Origin of the sequence: Vagococcus zengguangii, from assembly GCF_005145005.1 — a bacterium.
Classification (GTDB): domain Bacteria; phylum Bacillota; class Bacilli; order Lactobacillales; family Vagococcaceae; genus Vagococcus_A; species Vagococcus_A zengguangii.
Window position 1 is genome coordinate 134,914 of the sequence record NZ_CP039712.1, and the last position, 17,587, is coordinate 152,500.

Here is a 17,587-nt window from a genome sequence, read left to right on the forward strand (position 1 = left end):
TACTTATATACGTCTTGAGCAGTTTTTTATTTATTAGAAATATTAAAATGATTACGAGAAAAAGTTCTAACTTCTTCAATAAAAATGTATAAGCCTAAGATATCGGCGGCGCCTCCAGAACTTAAGTGTTGGGTGATTAATTGATTATCGAATCGTAAAATTTCTTCGATAAAAGCATCTTCAGAATCGTTTGACAAGTAGCGTTCAAACATACTGTGTGCTCTATGTTGCACCATTTTCAACGCTGCATGTCCTCCACGATTTATAATGTTAGAGTCTTCCAAAATGCTCATAATATAGAGTAATGCTAAGAGATAATGTTTTTTTTTATTCTTGTTTTGAGAGAGTATTTGATGATGCGATAGGACGTTGTTTAAGGTAGGAAATCCAGCTTCAGCTTCTCCTCGAATTCCTTTGATACCATGTTTAAGATAGAGTTTTTCACCATGAGTAAGTTCTTTTTTTGTTTCGAGGGTCTCAAAGTCTTGCTGACTTAAGTCGGTTGTCATTTTTTTAATATAGTTAAAAACTAAGCCTAAAAAAAGTGGATAATCTTCGGGTAAACCATTTTTTAAGTGGTAACCCATGGAAGATAGTAACAAAGCCAACGAAAAATTTGCCCCTTTGTGGGTGTTGACTTGTTCTGTGGTGGCAAACATATCTTTTTCAGCTTCTATTCCTATAATGCGGATTTTTTTAAATAATTCTGTGGGGCTTCCTTTATGATAATAGCCTTCTGTTAAGTATTGATTAAAATATTTTTCTAGAGAAAGAGCGCTTTTAATAAATAGAAAGAAGTCCATATCATCATGAGCACCAGAATTAGCGGTATCAACTAGACCTGGTTTTGGGGTAAGGGTTGCTTCTATAATTAAGGCTTCTGTGGCTAAATTAGCAATCTTATTTAGAATATAAAACACCTTCCATTTCTTTGATAATAAAATGCAACGAGTAGTCCAAATGTTCTTCAATAATCAAACGAATTTGTTCTTCGTCTTGATTCAGCATCCCTTTATAGATAAGAAAGTGCTCATAAAGTGCTTTATCTCTTCGAGGCTTATCGCTAATAGATATATCTCTAAAATACATAAGGTATTCACGTAACTTTAAAACAATCGATTCTAAACGTAGCATCTGGCTTTTTCTTAAAATAAATTCATTGAATTCTGTAAATTTTTCTAGAACAGCAGGAATATCATTTTCATTATTAAGTCGTTCCGTTTCATCTAACAGTGCCTTTAGATTTTTAAAATCTGTAGGGGTCATTAGTTTAGCGGCAGTAATAGTAGCTAAGACATCTAGGGCTTTACGAATGTCATAAATTTCATAAGCATCCTTGATTGAAATCCCTTTAACGATGATACCGACACCTTTAATTCGAACAACAAGTCCTTCATCAGCAAGTTTTTCTAATGCATAGCGAATTGGCGTACGGCTAATGTTTAGTTGAGCAGAAAATTCTTTTTCGTTAATACGACTGCCTGCGGGGATTTGACCTAGAATAATAGTTTTTCTAAATGCGTGGTATACGATGGTTTTAAGAGGGGCGCTTTCTGAAAAATCAAGATGGCGATTGACAACATCAATTAGTTCGTTCATATCTAATGCTCCTTTAGTCTTTTAATATATTTTTTCATAAAAACCTCGTTTATACAATAGTAAGTTGTTTCTTATATTTTTAAGCATAAAAACTCCTAAAGGTAAGAATATTAATCTTACGTTCAGGAGTTAATTGACTAAATAATCAAAGTTGAGATTATTGTGGGAGGTAAAGTGGCATATGTCCAGTTAAGATAATCGTTACTACAAAGATAACGAAGATGCCCAAGGCCCATTTAGCAGATTCTTTTTGCCACTGTCCCATATCTAAACCTGTTAAACGTAATAGTAAGTAAATAAAAGCAACCAATGGACTTAATAAATGGAAAGCTTGTCCCATTAAAGATGCTAGTGCCATTTGCATATCGGTAAATCCGTATGAACGGCCAGCTTCAGCTAAAACTGGTAACACACCAAAATAGAAACCATCGTTTGAAATGAAGAACGTTCCAGGTGCGGAGATTAAAGCGATAATTAATCCCCAGAAACCAGCCAATTGTTCTGGGATGATTTTTGTAAAGCTTTGTGCTAATGCATCAGCCATACCAGTTCCTTGGAAAAGTCCCATAAAGACGCCAGCTGCAAAAACTAAAATTACTACTTGAACAGCATCCCCACCATTTGCACCGATACGAGCTGATTGATCTTTTAAGTTAGGATAGTTAACCATTAAGGCCAATACTGTTCCAATTAAGAATAAGAATAAAGGTGGTAGACCTAGGCTATAGAATGAATCAGTAATTAATAATCCAATCAGTAAAAGTGTTAAAACAACATTGAACCACCATTTTTCAGGTCGTCTAAGAGCTAGTATTTTCTCGTCTGTAATCGCTGACATTTCTTGGAGTTCTGAGTCAGAAAGCGTTTTAATTCCGAGGCGAGCACGTTCTTTTCTTCCCATGATTGGTGCGACAATAAAGGTAACATATAAAACTGCAATAATCATGCCAGGAATTAAATAGCCTAAAATTTCTGCTCCAACTTTTAAAACACTCATTGCACGAGCGGTTGGTCCACCCCAAGGTAATAAATTCATAATCGTGTTTTGTAGAATGACTATTACACCTAGATTCATTAATTTCATGTCCAATTTTTTGTAAATAGGAATAAACGCAGAACAGCAAATTAAGGTTGTGGTAGTGCCATCTCCATTCAATGAAACAGCGGCGGCTACAATAGCTGTGGCTATTAATACTTTTAAGGGATCCCCTTTAGCTAATTGAATCATTTTATTAGTGATTGGATCAAACAATCCGGCATCTAACATAATAGAGAAATATAAAATTGCAAATAGTAACATAATCCCTGTATTAGAGGTTGTTTTAATCCCTTCTAATACAAAATCCCCAAGGCTTCCTTTATTTGATACTTTCGTAGCCATAGCGATGATTGCGAAAATTAAAGGAATGAGAACTAGAGATGTAAACGGTGACATTTTCTTTTTCATGATAACAAACATGAAAAAAATGATCATTAAGTAAGACAAAATCGTAAGCAACATGTTTTTCCTCCTAAATTATTATTTTAATACGGTAAGTGTAATCAAATAATTTTAAATAAACAATGGTTACTGAAACTAAAAAACAATAAAAAAACAAAACATATATTTTTTAGGATGATCAATGTTTGTTATTTCAAAAGAACAATTTAAAAACTTTTTTCATCTTACTTTTGATGGCGTTTTCACTATAATTAGTGGTGAGATCCGTTTGGAAATGAGTAGGAGGTGGAGATTAGATGTCCTTTTTAAAACGGTTATTTAGGAAAGAAACAGAGGACGTTGCGACAACGAGCTCAGTTGATAGCGAGCAAGAAAAAGAATCATGGGAAGTGGTTCCTAAGTATACAGAAGTTACGGATGTGTCTGAATTGATGCATGTTTCGCTGGTAAGTAGTGTTCTTGCAGCGGGAGATTGTCTTGAAAGTCATTTTAAGATTAAAAATATCAAACAGTTGAATCCTGAAATCGAATTAGTTACGTTAATCGCTACAGCCATAGCGACGGGCGCAGAGCCAGAAAAACAATTTGTTGTAAAATCAATTAAACAAAAAATACAAAAATAGGAGAATGAAGATGTTAAGAAAATTCAAAATCAAAATTGATGGTAAAGAATACATGGTTGAAATGGAAGAAATTGGTGGAGTAGCAGCACCATCTACAGTGGCCTCACCAGTAACTTTAGAAGTAGCACCAACTCAATCAGTTCCTGAAGTGGCTGTTGTAGATAGCCCGCCTACAACTACAGGAGACACGAGTGATGCGATGGTTTCTCCGATGCCAGGTGCAATCTTAAAAATTCTAGTTAAGGTAGGAAATCAAGTAAAAGAAAATCAACCGTTGTTAATATTAGAAGCAATGAAGATGGAAAATGAAGTCGTTGCAAGACAAGATGGTGTGATTACTGATATTTTTGTTAATCAAGGGCAAAATGTTAATGCGGGTGAACCACTAATTACAGTTAAATAGGGACAAGGAGGAAGAGACAAATTGGAAACGTTAATTGAAGGTATTACATCGATTACGATGGGACAGATTATCATGATGCTGATTGGTAGCATCTTAATGTATTTAGGAATCAAGAAAGAATACGAACCAACTTTATTAGTTCCTATGGGATTAGGAACAATTTTAGTTAACTTTCCTGGAACAGGCGTTTTAACTCAAACTTTGGGAGGCGTCCAGCAAGAAGGTGTTTTTGAAATATTATTTAAAGCCGGAATTGGAACGGAATTATTCCCGTTGTTAATTTTTATTGGTATCGGTGCGATGATTGATTTTGGACCGTTATTACAAAATCCATTTATGCTCTTATTTGGAGCAGCCGCTCAGTTTGGTATTTTCTTTGTTGTTGTAGTAGCAGTGTTATGTGGGTTTGACATTCGTGAAGCAGCCTCGATTGGCATTATTGGAGCAGCTGATGGACCAACAGCAATTTTTGTAGCTAATACGTTGGCAGAAGATTTATTAGGGCCAATTACCGTTGCAGCTTATTCATATATGGCGTTAGTTCCAATTATTCAACCAATTGCAATTAAAGCTGTTACGACGAAAAAAGAACGCCAGATTAGAATGCACTATAAAGCAGAAAATGTTTCACAAACCACAAAAATTCTATTCCCTATTATCATTACGGTTGTGGCAGGTTTCATCGCACCTATTTCATTACCATTAGTTGGCTTCTTGATGTTTGGTAATTTATTACGTGAGTGTGGGGTGTTAGATCGTTTATCATTAACAGCTCAAAATGAGTTAGTAAATATTGTCAGTATTCTATTAGGTTTAACCATCTCATTTAAAATGCAAGCGACAGAGTTTTTAAATTTACAAACGTTAATGATTATTGCTTTTGGTCTAGTCGCTTTTATTATGGATTCAATCGGTGGTGTTTTGTTTGCTAAATTATTAAATTTATTTAGAAAAGAAAAAATTAATCCGATGATTGGAGCAGCGGGGATTTCAGCTTTCCCAATGTCTAGCCGTGTCATTCAAAAAATGGCAACTGAGGAAGATCCACAAAATTTTGTTTTAATGTATGCTGTAGGAGCAAATGTTTCAGGACAAATTGCTTCAGTAATTGCTGGTGGATTATTACTAGCATTCTTCTCATAAAGTGAAAAGGAGGATTATATAATGAACGTTGATACAGAAGCGTTAAAAATCGCCTTCGAATTGATGATTTTTGGTATGGGTGGCGTATTTCTAGTATTATTTATGTTATTTTTAGTGAGTAAGTTATTATTGAAATTTTTTCCATAAAATTAGATTGGAAGTGTTCATATGGAAACGAAGCGCCTTTGGCTAGATCGAGATGCCACTATGAACATAAAGTGGCAACACTTATTAGAAATAAATCAGTTGGCAGCGGATCACTTAGTTGATTATACAATTGGTATTTTCAAAGGACAGCAATTAATTGCGACAGCCAGTGCGTATCAAAATATTATTAAATGTGTGGCAATTGATTTAGCGTATCAAAACAACAATTTATTGAGTGAACTTTTGAAAAAAATGCAAGAATACTTTGCTGAAGAGGGAATCTTACATTATTTTGTTTATACTAAACCTGAAACGAGCTCTTTTTTTGAAAGTGTAGGTTTTAAATTGATTATAGAAACCAAACAAGTGAGTTTTATGGAATTTGGATTACCTGATTTCAGTCGTTATCGCGAAGAATTACTTCAGAAAAAACGTTTGACTATTGGAAATGGTGCTATTGTGATGAATGCCAATCCATTTACTAATGGCCATTTGTACCTGGTTGAGACTGCGGCTAAAGAAAGTCCAGTGGTTTATGTATTTGTGTTGAGTGAAGAAGCGTCACTATTTGATCATGCAACACGTTTAGAACTTGTAAAGCAAGGAACCGCCCATTTAAACAATGTCGTTGTACTATCAACGAAGGATTATTTGATATCGAGCGCAACGTTTCCTTCTTATTTCTTAAAAGAGCAAGCCGAATTAGACATTGCTCGCGTGCAAGCACAGTTAGATGCGACTCTTTTTAGAGATAAAGTAGCACCACTTCTGGATGTTGCTATCCGTTTTGTGGGAGATGAACCGTTGTCTGAAGTGACAGAGGTATACAATCAAGCAATGTTGGAAGTTTTTGGAAACCAACTAGAGTTGAAAATTATTGACCGTAAGAAAATTGATGAACAAGTGATCAGCGCAACGAAAGTACGTGAATATTTAAGGATAGGTAATTGGAGCAAAGTTAAACAAATGTTGCCGCCCACAACTTATCAGTACTTAAAAAATAATGAGGTGAACATAATTGGAAATTAAATTTAGTGCTAGTGCAGGGACAACTGAATCAAGTGATGTCTTGGTGATGATTGCTCCTCATCTTGATAATAAGTTGGAAATTAAACTTGAAAGTAGTGTTGAAAAACAATTTGGGCGTCTAATTCGTAAAAAAATTGAAGAAGTTTTTAGTAAATTAGAGGTCACTTCAGCCAAAGTTGAAGTTATTGACAAAGGAGCTTTGGATTGCACAATCGAAGCGCGGACTATTACGGCTATTTACCGTGCTGCGGGTGAAGAAGTTAACTGGGAGGTATTACAAACATGGAACGATTAAGAAGAACAATGATGTTTGTACCGGGTTCTAACGCAGCAATGTTAAGAGATGCTGTTTTATATGGGGCAGACGCAGTAATGTTTGATTTAGAAGATGCAGTATCGTTGAAAGAAAAAGATAGTGCTCGTTTATTAGTTTTTAATGCTTTGAGAACATTTGACTATTCTACAGTTGAAACAGTCGTCCGTATAAACGGATTAGAAACAGTAGGAGGTCAAGATATCGAAGCCATGGTACTGGCAGGTGTCGATGTAATTCGACTACCCAAAACTGAAACAGCTCAGGATATTGTAGATGTTGCTGCAGTAATTACTGAAATGGAAGCTAAATATGGCATTGTTAATGGTAGCACTAAAATGATGGCGGCTATTGAGTCAGCAGAAGGCGTGCTGAATGCCCGTGAAATTGCTAAGGCAAGTTCACGTTTGATAGGAATTGCCCTAGGTGCAGAAGATTATGTTACTAACATGAAAACAAAACGTTATCCTGATGGACAAGAACTATTCTTTGCTAGAAGTTATATTTTACACTCTGCTAGAGCGGCAGGGATTGCTGCAATTGATACGGTATATTCAAATGTTGATAATACTGAAGGTTTCTTAGAAGAAGTTCGCTTAATTAAGCAATTAGGATTTGATGGTAAATCAGTCATTAATCCTCGTCAAATTCCATTAGTCAACCAAGTTTATACGCCAACTGCTGAAGAAATTCAAGAAGCAAAAGAAGTAATCTGGGGGATTAGAGAAGCAGAAGCCAAAGGTTCGGGTGTTATTTCTGTCAACGGTAAGATGGTTGATAAACCAATTGTAGAACGAGCACAACGAGTTATTGCTTTAGCCAAAGCAACAAACTTATTGAAAGAGGGGGAATTTTAAATGAAAAATGAAGTGAATCGTGAAATTCCTGAAGAAATTGTTGTGAAGTATGGGAAGTTTGAAGGGGAATTTGTTAACATCAAACCTTATCAAGAAAGTACACGTCAAGTTACGCCTGTAAAACCTAAAGAAACAAAGCTTTTATCTAGTATCAAAGAAGCTATCATTAAGTCAGGGTTAAAAGATGGCATGACGATTTCTTTCCATCATCATTTCCGTGAAGGGGACTATGTAATGAACATGGTGATGGCAGAAATTGCTGCACTAGGAATTAAAAATTTAAGCTTAGCACCAAGTTCAATTGCAAATGTACACGAACCCTTGATTGAACATATAAAAAATGGTGTAGTCACTAACATCACTTCAAGTGGTTTGCGTGATAAAGTGGGAGCCGCTATTTCAGAAGGAATAATGGAAAATCCTGTCGTCATTAGATCTCATGGTGGTCGTGCACGTGCAATTGCAACTGGAGATATTCATATTGATGTAGCTTTTTTAGGAGCGCCAAGTTCAGATGAATATGGAAATGTGAATGGAACAGTTGGGAAAGCAACATGTGGTTCTTTAGGCTATGCGATGATTGATGCGAAATACGCAGATAAAGTAGTTGCCATTACGGATACATTAGTTCCTTATCCTAATACACCCATTAGTATTCCACAAACGGATGTTGATTATGTTGTAGAGGTTGAGGCAATTGGAAATCCAGAGGGTATTGCTAAAGGGGCGACACGTTATACAAAGAATCCTAAAGAATTACTGATTGCTGAATATGCAGCAAAAGTCATTATTGGTTCATCATACTATAAAGAAGGTTTCTCTTTCCAAACAGGCACAGGCGGTCCATCTTTAGCAGTAACCCGGTTCTTAAAAGAAGCTATGGTAAAAGATGGCATTAAAGCAAGTTTTGTTTTAGGCGGAATTACTAATGCAATGGTGGAGTTATTAGAAGAAGGACTTGTTAAAAAAATTATTGACGTACAAGACTTCGATCATCCATCGGCAGTTTCTTTAGGGAAAAATGAGCATCACTATGAAATTGATGCGAATATGTATGCTTCTTCAGCTAGCAAAGGAGCGGTCATAAATCAGTTAGATGTAGCTATTTTATCTGCTTTAGAGGTTGACTTGGATTTTAACGTTAATGTAATGACCGGTTCAGATGGTGTGATTCGTGGAGCGTCTGGAGGGCACTCTGATACTAGTGCAGCATGCAACATGAGTATTATTATTGCGCCACTTATTCGTGGTAGAATTCCAACGGTAGTAGAACGCGTTAATACAGTTATTACACCAGGAAGTAGCATTGATGTTGTAGTGACGGAGATTGGTATTGCTGTTAATCCATCACGACAAGATTTAGTTGAGCACTTTAAGAGTTTAGACATTCCCCAATATACTATTAAGGAATTACAAGAAAAAGCCTATCAAATTGTTGGGCATCCATATCCAATCGAATATGGAGAGAAAATCGTTGCGCTGATCGAATATCGTGATGGCACAATGATTGATGTTGTTAGAAATGTGTGAGAATAACATTTTTGAGGGGCAAAAAGTTAGCTTGATTGAGATGCTTGATTGTCGTGAGAAGCGCGTATATAAACAAACGGAGTTGCTAGAGAATTATCCCAACAACACCTTAATTTGTGCGACTTTAAATTTGCCGGGTGAAGTTAAAAACAATGATTTTTGGAGCGAAGCGTTTATTCGGCATACAGATTTCTTAATTGATGAATCATTTTCAAACAAAATTTGTGCAGGGAAGGTTGATTTGTTGAAAACGGGACCAGAGAGGTTGATTGTAGTAGATGAATCACCTATTAAAACAAAAGAAATCTTAATTGCTTTTGAAAATAAACAAAAAATTGGTCGATTATTTGATTTAGACGTTATATATCTGGAAGATAGCCAGCTCAAACAAGTTAGTCGCCAAGATTTAGGGTTGCCACCTAGGAAATGTTTTATTTGCGAGGATGTGGCAAAAAATTGTAGTCGTAGCCGGAAACATTCGATTATTGAAATGCAACAAGAAATGGTGAATTGGCTATAGAAAGGGAACAAAAATGAAGACAAACGTACTATTTACTGAAACAGTTTTACGAGATGGACAACAAAGCCAAATTGCAACACGTATGCCTTTTGAAGATATGGCACCTATTTTAGAAACAATGGATCAAGCTGGTTTTCATGCTTTAGAAGTGTGGGGTGGCGCAACGTTTGATTCTTGTATCCGTTTCTTGAATGAAGACCCTTGGGAAAGATTACGAAACATACGAGCAGTGGTCAAAAATACCAAACTACAAATGTTACTAAGAGGTCAAAATTTATTAGGTTATAAAAATTATTCAGATGATGTAGTGGAAGCTTTTATAAAGAAATCAATTGAAAATGGAATTGATATCATTCGAGTCTTTGACGCATTAAATGATACACGTAATTTACAAAAATCGATTGAAGCAATAAAAAAATATGGTGGTCATTGTCAGGCAGCAATTTCTTATACAACAAGTGATTTTCACACTATAAATTACTACGTTGATTTAGTTAATGAGTTAGTGGATATGGGGACAGACTCAATTTGTATTAAGGATATGGCAGGGGTGTTAACGCCAAAAGATGCGTTTGATTTAGTGAGCGCTATCAAACAAAACACCTCACTACCCTTAGAGGTACACACGCATGCAACTAGTGGTATATCTGAAATGACGTATCTTAAAGCGGTAGAAGCAGAGGCAGATATTATCGACACTGCTATTTCCTCTTTTTCTGGTGGAACGAGTCAACCAGCAACTGAATCGATGGTTATTAGTTTGGAAGACTTAGGTTATAATACCCATGTTTCTTTATCAAAATTAGAAGATATGGCCTCTTATTTTAACACTGTTCGTGATAAGTTTAGAGAAACAGGTATTCTGAATCCTAAAGTGAAAGATACAGACCCGAAAGCTTTGATTTATCAAGTGCCTGGTGGGATGTTATCCAACTTGCTGAGTCAATTGACAGAGCAAGGTATGGCTGATCGTTATGAAGAGGTGTTAGCAGAAGTTCCTAAAGTAAGAGCGGATTTAGGTTATCCACCACTTGTAACACCGTTATCTCAAATGGTTGGAACACAAGCAGTATTGAATATTATCAGTGGTGAACGATATAAAGTAGTGCCTAAAGAAATCAAGGATTACGTTAAAGGACTATATGGTCGTCCGCCAGTAGCAATCGCACCAAATATCATAGAAAAAATTATTGGTAATGAAGAAATTATTACGGTTCGTCCAGCTGATTTACTAGAAGATTCTTTACCTATTTTAGAAAAGGAAATTAAAGAGTATGCTCGTTCTTTAGAAGATGTCTTAATGTATGCTCTGTTTCCGCAACAAGCACGCGATTTTTTAGGTCGTCGCGAAGATCCGTTTTATGACGTGCCAATTCAAGAAGTTGAAGTGTCATTAGATTTATCATAATAGTTTCCCATCTTAACTTTAATTGCTAATTTGAGGTTGAGATGGGTTTACTATTTTAATTGGTAGGGAAAGAAGAGGTAATCAAATGGATGAGAAAGTATTAGAAATCCATAAAAAACACACAGGGGTTTTAAGTATTAAAAATGAGATTGATATTAGTGACGGAGATGATTTAGCTTTAGCGTATACGCCAGGTATTGCTTATTTAAGTAAACTCATTCAAAACCAACCAGAAAAAGCGCAAGAATATACAGTGAGCGGTAAGGTGATTGCCGTTGTGACCGATGGTAGTGCAGTATTAGGGTTAGGAAATGTGGGTGCACGAGGTGGCTTGCCAATTGTTGAAGGTAAGGCGTTGATTTATAAATGTTTCGCTGACGTTCAGGCGTTCCCACTTTGTATCAAACAAAAGAGTGTCTCAGAGTTTATTCAGACTTTTCAAAATATTGAATATAGTTTTGCGGGTATACATTTAGAAGACATAAAAGCGCCGGAGTGTTTTGAAATTTTAACAGAATTGAAAAAATGTTTAGATATTCCAGTTTATCATGATGATCAAGAAGGAACCGCTATTGTTGTATTAGCGGGGCTAATTAATGCCGCTAAACTTAGAAATACTCATTTAAGAAAGCTAAAAGTATTAATTAATGGTGTTGGAGCCTCTGGATTGGCAACTGCAAAACTACTAAAAAAAGCTGGTATTACTGATATGACATTAGTTGATGTTAACGGAGTATTAACACCGGATAATTGTTTGAATCAATTTCAAAAATCTTTTGTTGAGGAATTAAATGGTCATAGTACTGCGACTGAATTAAAGGAAGCAATAAAAGGTCAAGAAGTCTTTATAGGATTGTCAGAAGGTGGCGTGTTAGATGAAGGAATGATAGACATGATGGCTGATAATCCTATTATTTTTGCGTTAGCTAACCCAGTACCTGAAATTGATCCAAGAATAGCTAAAAAGGCTGGAGCTAAAATAATAGGAACAGGTTCTTCAAATTATCCTAATCAAATTAATAACGTGTTAGCTTTTCCTGGATTGTTCAAAGGGTTGTTAAAAGGAAGTAAAAAAGAAGTCTCTGAATCATTACAAATCAAAGTTGCTCAAACCATCGCTGATTTTGTAGAAGAAATTAGTGTCGATCATTTTATTCCGAGTGTCTTTGATGAAGGATTAGCGGAAAAAATTGCTGATGTTGTCTCAGATTTTAAAGAAGATTAAGTTTACACAGCATAAAGTTTTTGATAAAAGCGAATGTTACTAGGCTCAAAAAAATCCAAAACGGACAAAAAGCGTTGCTTATGTCCGTTTTGGATTTTTTGTTTTTATAATTCCTCTGAGCTGAATTTTTGATTCATCTTCATCGTCAAGTGATAGTTTTCTGGAATATCTTGGCTATTGTCAATAACTAGTGGTACGCTTTCTTTAACTACGTCACTGTATTGCAAGCCAAACCAGTTTTCTGTTGATGTAGTAATCGATTTAATGGCTAACTTAAATTGATAAACATTCTTCTCAAAATTCGTTAAGCCGCTAGTTCCTTTATAAAGGCCGTCATTAATTAATACAAAACAAAAATCACCAACATTACGTTCTGGATTAATAGAAAACTCTTGGTCTTGCTTATCAATTAAACCTTTTGCCATCATTTCCTTAACGATTTGACGCATGTAAACATTAACTTTTTGACTCATTCTAAATCCTAAACGTAACTGAATGCTGACGACATGTTTGCTGCCAAATGTTTCAACATAATATTCTTTCGTATAAGGCTCGTCTGTAACGTAAAGGTTAACGAACCAGTAAACTTCAGCACGCTTTGGTTTTTTGTCCAAAATAGAATACAAAATTTTACGATCGACTAATTGCTCAGATAAGTCGTCAGTTAAATAAACGACATTCGTTTGGTAAAATGGGATATTTTCTGTTTTGGATAATCGCTCTAATTGGTTGATATAATCTTGAAGCGGTACTTTTTTTGCCACTTTTTCTTTAATTTTATTACTCAAGTGCCAGGTTAACATGATAGAGAAGAGAAGGGCCGCAATTAAAATAGCGACATAACCACCATGTAAGAATTTAGCTGCACTAGAGAAGAAAAAGATGCTTTCAATTAAGCTAAAGAAAATTAAGAAGCTATATGCAAAAATTTTTGGTGCTTCATGTTTTAATAAGTAAACCCACAGTAAAATCGTCGTCATTAACATCGTAATCGTGATGGCTAAACCATAGGCTGCTTCTAATTTGTGTGATGACTTAAAGCCGAATACGATTAAACAACATAGTAAACATAACAACCAGTTAATGACCGGTAAGTACATTTGCCCTTTTTGTGAAGTGGGGTAAACGATTTTTAATTTAGGGAACAGTTTTAGTTTAATGGCTTCAGAAACTAAGGTGAATGAACCAGAAATTAACGACTGTGACGCGATAATTGCAGCTAAAGTTGCAAAAATAACCGCAATAAGAGAGAGTTGGTCAGGCATCATACTAAAAAACGGATTTAAATCCTCGGTTTCTAAGTAATCAACATTTGTGCGGTTTTTCATTAGCCAAGCTCCTTGACCTAAGTAGTTAAGAACTAAACACAACTTAATGTAAGGCCAACTGGCATAAATATTACGACGGCCAACGTGTCCCATATCAGCATATAAGGCTTCAGCCCCTGTTGTAGCTAGGAAGACACTACCTAAAATTAAAATACCAGCCTTATTGGCAGGACTCATGAGCAATTCAAAAGCATAATAGGGGTTTAATGATTTTAAAATAAGCCATTCTCCTGGTAAGTTATATAAACCAACCAATCCTAGGAACGTAAACCAACCTAGCATAATTGGTCCAAAGGCTTTTCCGACTTTTTCTGTTCCGTAACGTTGAATCGTGAATAATAAAATAATAATAGTAATAGCAATCATCACAATAATATCTTGATTGTTACCAAAACGGTCGTAAAAAATGGGTAACCCTCGTAGCCCTTCCACAGCAGTAGTAATCGTAACTGCTGGAGTTAACACGCCATCTGCCAGTAAAGCGGCTCCTCCAATTAATGCAGGGAAGATTAGTGCCGGCGAGATTTTTCTCACTAATGTATAAAGTGAAAAAATACCTCCTTCACCATGGTTATCAGCACGTAACGCAATTAAAACATATTTAACAGTTGTCATTAGGGTAACTGTCCAAATAACTAACGAAATCGCGCCAATGATAAATTCGTCATTCATACTATTTAAGCCACCATTACCTGAAAGAATTGCCTTCATTACATATAATGGACTTGTACCGATATCGCCATAAACAACCCCCATAGCAACTAATAAAGAAGCAATTGTGACTTTTTTTGTTTGATGCATGTTGTTCAATCTCCTTTTCTAAAATAATAAAAGACCTAACTAACACACGCTATGTGTGATAGTTAGGTCTTGCAAATTACGTTTTAAACCAGTCTAATCGACATCATAGTTGACTTAAAACCATAAAAGTTATGTTGCTACTCCCCTAAATATATCGTTGATTATACGCCCAATAAATATAAATGCAAGTGGTTTTGAGAAAATAGTTAATTAATTTCTAAAGGATTACACAATTAATGAAATTACTCCTTCTTTAGATAAGATATTGATTAAATATAAAAATAATAAAAAATAGCTATTATATAGAAGAAAAAACTTTTTATATGCTTTTAGTGTAAAGTTAGCTTTAATAATAATTGCAGCTGAACGACGATTAATATCATGAATCAAGTTTCTTAATGAGTAGTAGTGAATGATAAAACCAAATTATTTTAAAATAAAGCTTGTGTTATTTGGTAATAAGGTATATGATAGACAAAGTTGTCCCAGAGGCAACAGAACTGCTAAAAAATAATCGAAAAAACTTTTTGAAAAACTTTTAAAAAGTTGTTGACCTAGTCAACTAATCGTGCTATTATTTAGAAGTTGTCAGCGCAACAGCGTTGAAAAAACAAAATAAAAAAACTTTTAAAAAGTTGTTGACTTAGTCAACTGAACGTGATAAACTAATGAAGTTGTCACGAAAGACAATGACTTAAAAAGTAGACCTTTGAAAACTGAACAATGAATAAGACAAACCAAATGTGTAGGGTGTTTTACAAAGTGTAAAACAAAACCAAACAATTTTTAAATTTTAGTGAAGTAATTCGCTAGCAAACATAAATGAGCGACATCTTCGGATGTTATCAAAACTTTTTATTGAGAGTTTGATCCTGGCTCAGGACGAACGCTGGCGGCGTGCCTAATACATGCAAGTCGAACGCATTTTGTTTCACCGGAGCTTGCTCCACAGAAACGAAATGAGTGGCGGACGGGTGAGTAACACGTGGGTAACTTGCCCATCAGAGGGGGATAACACTTGGAAACAGGTGCTAATACCGCATAATTCTTTTGACCGCATGGTCGAATGATGAAAGGCGCTTTCGGGTGTCGCTGATGGATAGACCCGCGCTGCATTAGCTAGTTGGTGAGGTAACGGCTCACCAAGGCCATGATGCATAGCCGACCTGAGAGGGTGATCGGCCACACTGGGACTGAGACACGGCCCAGACTCCTACGGGAGGCAGCAGTAGGGAATCTTCGGCAATGGACGAAAGTCTGACCGAGCAACGCCGCGTGAGTGAAGAAGGTTTTCGGATCGTAAAACTCTGTTGTTAGAGAAGAACAAGCGTGAGAGTAACTGTTCACGCCTTGACGGTATCTAACCAGAAAGCCACGGCTAACTACGTGCCAGCAGCCGCGGTAATACGTAGGTGGCAAGCGTTGTCCGGATTTATTGGGCGTAAAGCGAGCGCAGGCGGTTTCTTAAGTCTGATGTGAAAGCCCTCGGCTCAACCGAGGAAGGTCATTGGAAACTGGGGAACTTGAGTGCAGAAGAGGAGAGTGGAATTCCATGTGTAGCGGTGAAATGCGTAGATATATGGAGGAACACCAGTGGCGAAGGCGACTCTCTGGTCTGTAACTGACGCTGAGGCTCGAAAGCGTGGGGAGCAAACAGGATTAGATACCCTGGTAGTCCACGCCGTAAACGATGAGTGCTAAGTGTTGGAGGGTTTCCGCCCTTCAGTGCTGCAGCTAACGCATTAAGCACTCCGCCTGGGGAGTACGGTCGCAAGACTGAAACTCAAAGGAATTGACGGGGGCCCGCACAAGCGGTGGAGCATGTGGTTTAATTCGAAGCAACGCGAAGAACCTTACCAGGTCTTGACATCCTTTGACCATTCTAGAGATAGAACTTTCCCTTCGGGGACAAAGTGACAGGTGGTGCATGGTTGTCGTCAGCTCGTGTCGTGAGATGTTGGGTTAAGTCCCGCAACGAGCGCAACCCTTATTGTTAGTTGCCATCATTAAGTTGGGCACTCTAGCAAGACTGCCGGTGACAAACCGGAGGAAGGTGGGGATGACGTCAAATCATCATGCCCCTTATGACCTGGGCTACACACGTGCTACAATGGACAGTACAACGAGTCGCGAGACCGCGAGGTCAAGCTAATCTCTTAAAGCTGTTCTCAGTTCGGATTGTAGGCTGCAACTCGCCTACATGAAGCCGGAATCGCTAGTAATCGCGGATCAGAACGCCGCGGTGAATACGTTCCCGGGCCTTGTACACACCGCCCGTCACACCACGGGAGTTTGTAACACCCAAAGTCGGTGAGGTAACCTTTTAGGAGCCAGCCGCCTAAGGTGGGATAGATAACTGGGGTGAAGTCGTAACAAGGTAGCCGTATCGGAAGGTGCGGCTGGATCACCTCCTTTCTAAGGAATATTACGGAATACACAGGTTAGGATTATTCATTGTCAGTTTTGAGAGGTTTACTCTCAAACATTCGTTCATTGAAAACTGGATATTGAAACAAAATTAAAACAAACCGAAAACACCGCGTTGAAACGAGTTAATAAACAAAGTTCAATAGCTAAAACATAGGGTTGATGGAGCTGACTATCGCTAGTTGGTGGAAATCAAGAGTCTAGCACGAAAGTGGTAGCAAATAAGGTTAAGTGAATAAGGGCGCACGGTGGATGCCTTGGCACTAGAAGACGATGAAGGACGGGACCAACTCCGATAAGCTTTGGGGAGCTGTACGTAAGCTATGATCCAGAGATTTCCGAATGGGGCAACCCAGCAGCTTTTATAGGCTGTTACTCCTAACTGAATACATAGGTTAGTGAGGGTGAGACGCAGAGAACTGAAACATCTAAGTACCTGCAGGAAGAGAAAGAAAAATCGATTTCCTTAGTAGCGGCGAGCGAAACGGAAACAGCCCAAACCAACGAGCTTGCTCGTTGGGGTTGTAGGACTCAGCTGTGGTAGCTGTGAGTAGTAGTTGAATCGACCTGGAAAGGTCAGCTAAAAAGGGTGAAAGCCCCGTAAACGAAACTAGTCACACACCTATGAGTATCCTGAGTACGGCGGAACACGTGAAATTCCGTCGGAATCCGGGAGGACCATCTCCCAAGGCTAAATACTCTCTAGTGACCGATAGTGAACCAGTACCGTGAGGGAAAGGTGAAAAGCACCCCGGGAGGGGAGTGAAATAGAACCTGAAACCGTGTGCCTACA

The 17,587-nt window shown here is 37.2% G+C and carries 15 protein-coding genes and 2 rRNA genes (1 of these 17 cut by a window edge); 13 read left to right on the forward strand and 4 right to left on the reverse strand.

Annotation, left to right across the window (positions count from 1 at the left end; translation table 11 throughout):
* Positions 1-26 precede the first annotated feature (26 nt).
* From citG to FA707_RS00735, 3 genes are all read right to left on the reverse strand, one after another.
* A complete protein-coding gene (gene citG, locus FA707_RS00725) occupies positions 27-920 on the reverse strand; it encodes a triphosphoribosyl-dephospho-CoA synthase CitG (RefSeq protein WP_168177321.1) in 894 nt (297 codons plus the stop codon).
* The gene (locus tag FA707_RS00730) at positions 901-1,599 is read right to left on the reverse strand and encodes a GntR family transcriptional regulator (RefSeq protein ID WP_136952428.1); all 699 of its coding nucleotides are present in this window, start codon (positions 1,597-1,599) and stop codon (positions 901-903) included. Before FA707_RS00730 ends, citG begins: the two co-directional genes overlap by 20 nt.
* Before the next feature lie 157 nt (positions 1,600-1,756).
* A complete protein-coding gene (locus FA707_RS00735) occupies positions 1,757-3,100 on the reverse strand; it encodes a CitMHS family transporter (RefSeq protein ID WP_136952429.1) in 1,344 nt (447 codons plus the stop codon).
* Positions 3,101-3,336: 236 nt separating this feature from the next.
* On the opposite strand from FA707_RS00735, the gene FA707_RS00740 reads away from it, so the two are divergent.
* From FA707_RS00740 to FA707_RS00785, 11 genes are all read left to right on the forward strand, one after another.
* A complete protein-coding gene (locus tag FA707_RS00740) occupies positions 3,337-3,663 on the forward strand; it encodes a hypothetical protein (protein WP_136952430.1) in 327 nt (108 codons plus the stop codon).
* Between the two features lie 10 nt (positions 3,664-3,673).
* Positions 3,674-4,066 (forward strand): acetyl-CoA carboxylase biotin carboxyl carrier protein subunit, encoded by a 393-nt coding sequence (locus FA707_RS00745; RefSeq protein ID WP_136952431.1) that lies wholly within the window; start codon positions 3,674-3,676, stop codon positions 4,064-4,066.
* Between the two features lie 21 nt (positions 4,067-4,087).
* Positions 4,088-5,209: a sodium ion-translocating decarboxylase subunit beta gene (locus FA707_RS00750; RefSeq protein ID WP_136952432.1), complete on the forward strand. Its 1,122-nt coding sequence runs from the start codon at positions 4,088-4,090 to the stop codon at positions 5,207-5,209.
* Positions 5,210-5,230: 21 nt separating this feature from the next.
* Positions 5,231-5,356 (forward strand): OadG-related small transporter subunit, encoded by a 126-nt coding sequence (locus FA707_RS10575; RefSeq protein WP_281277686.1) that lies wholly within the window; start codon positions 5,231-5,233, stop codon positions 5,354-5,356.
* Positions 5,357-5,377: 21 nt separating this feature from the next.
* A complete protein-coding gene (gene citC, locus FA707_RS00755; protein ID WP_136952433.1) occupies positions 5,378-6,385 on the forward strand; it encodes a [citrate (pro-3S)-lyase] ligase in 1,008 nt (335 codons plus the stop codon).
* The gene (gene citD / locus FA707_RS00760; protein WP_136952434.1) at positions 6,375-6,680 is read left to right on the forward strand and encodes a citrate lyase acyl carrier protein; all 306 of its coding nucleotides are present in this window, start codon (positions 6,375-6,377) and stop codon (positions 6,678-6,680) included. Before citC ends, citD begins: the two co-directional genes overlap by 11 nt.
* Complete coding sequence (gene citE / locus FA707_RS00765; protein WP_136952435.1) at positions 6,668-7,555, forward strand: citrate (pro-3S)-lyase subunit beta; 888 nt, start codon at positions 6,668-6,670, stop codon at positions 7,553-7,555. Before citD ends, citE begins: the two co-directional genes overlap by 13 nt.
* Positions 7,556-9,085, forward strand: coding sequence for a citrate lyase subunit alpha (citF, locus tag FA707_RS00770; RefSeq protein WP_136952436.1), 1,530 nt, complete (start codon positions 7,556-7,558; stop codon positions 9,083-9,085).
* The gene (gene citX, locus FA707_RS00775; RefSeq protein ID WP_136952437.1) at positions 9,066-9,605 is read left to right on the forward strand and encodes a citrate lyase holo-[acyl-carrier protein] synthase; all 540 of its coding nucleotides are present in this window, start codon (positions 9,066-9,068) and stop codon (positions 9,603-9,605) included. The genes citF and citX overlap by 20 nt, the downstream gene beginning before the upstream one ends.
* Before the next feature lie 13 nt (positions 9,606-9,618).
* A complete protein-coding gene (locus FA707_RS00780; RefSeq protein WP_136952438.1) occupies positions 9,619-11,013 on the forward strand; it encodes an oxaloacetate decarboxylase subunit alpha in 1,395 nt (464 codons plus the stop codon).
* A gap of 85 nt (positions 11,014-11,098) precedes the next feature.
* A complete protein-coding gene (locus FA707_RS00785; RefSeq protein WP_136952439.1) occupies positions 11,099-12,238 on the forward strand; it encodes an NAD(P)-dependent malic enzyme in 1,140 nt (379 codons plus the stop codon).
* Between the two features lie 104 nt (positions 12,239-12,342).
* Here the strand turns inward: FA707_RS00785 and FA707_RS00790 are convergent, their stop codons facing one another.
* Positions 12,343-14,367 carry a KUP/HAK/KT family potassium transporter gene (locus FA707_RS00790; protein ID WP_136952440.1) on the reverse strand — a complete coding sequence of 675 codons (2,025 nt, stop codon included), beginning with the start codon at positions 14,365-14,367 and terminating at the stop codon, positions 12,343-12,345.
* Positions 14,368-15,221: 854 nt separating this feature from the next.
* On the opposite strand from FA707_RS00790, the gene FA707_RS00795 reads away from it, so the two are divergent.
* Both FA707_RS00795 and FA707_RS00800 read left to right on the forward strand, forming a co-directional pair.
* A 16S ribosomal RNA gene (locus tag FA707_RS00795) occupies positions 15,222-16,782 on the forward strand.
* A 237-nt stretch (positions 16,783-17,019) separates the two neighbouring features.
* Positions 17,020-17,587, forward strand: a 23S ribosomal RNA gene (locus FA707_RS00800) (it continues 2,349 nt past the right edge of the window).
* Together the 16S and 23S rRNA genes form the textbook arrangement of a ribosomal RNA operon.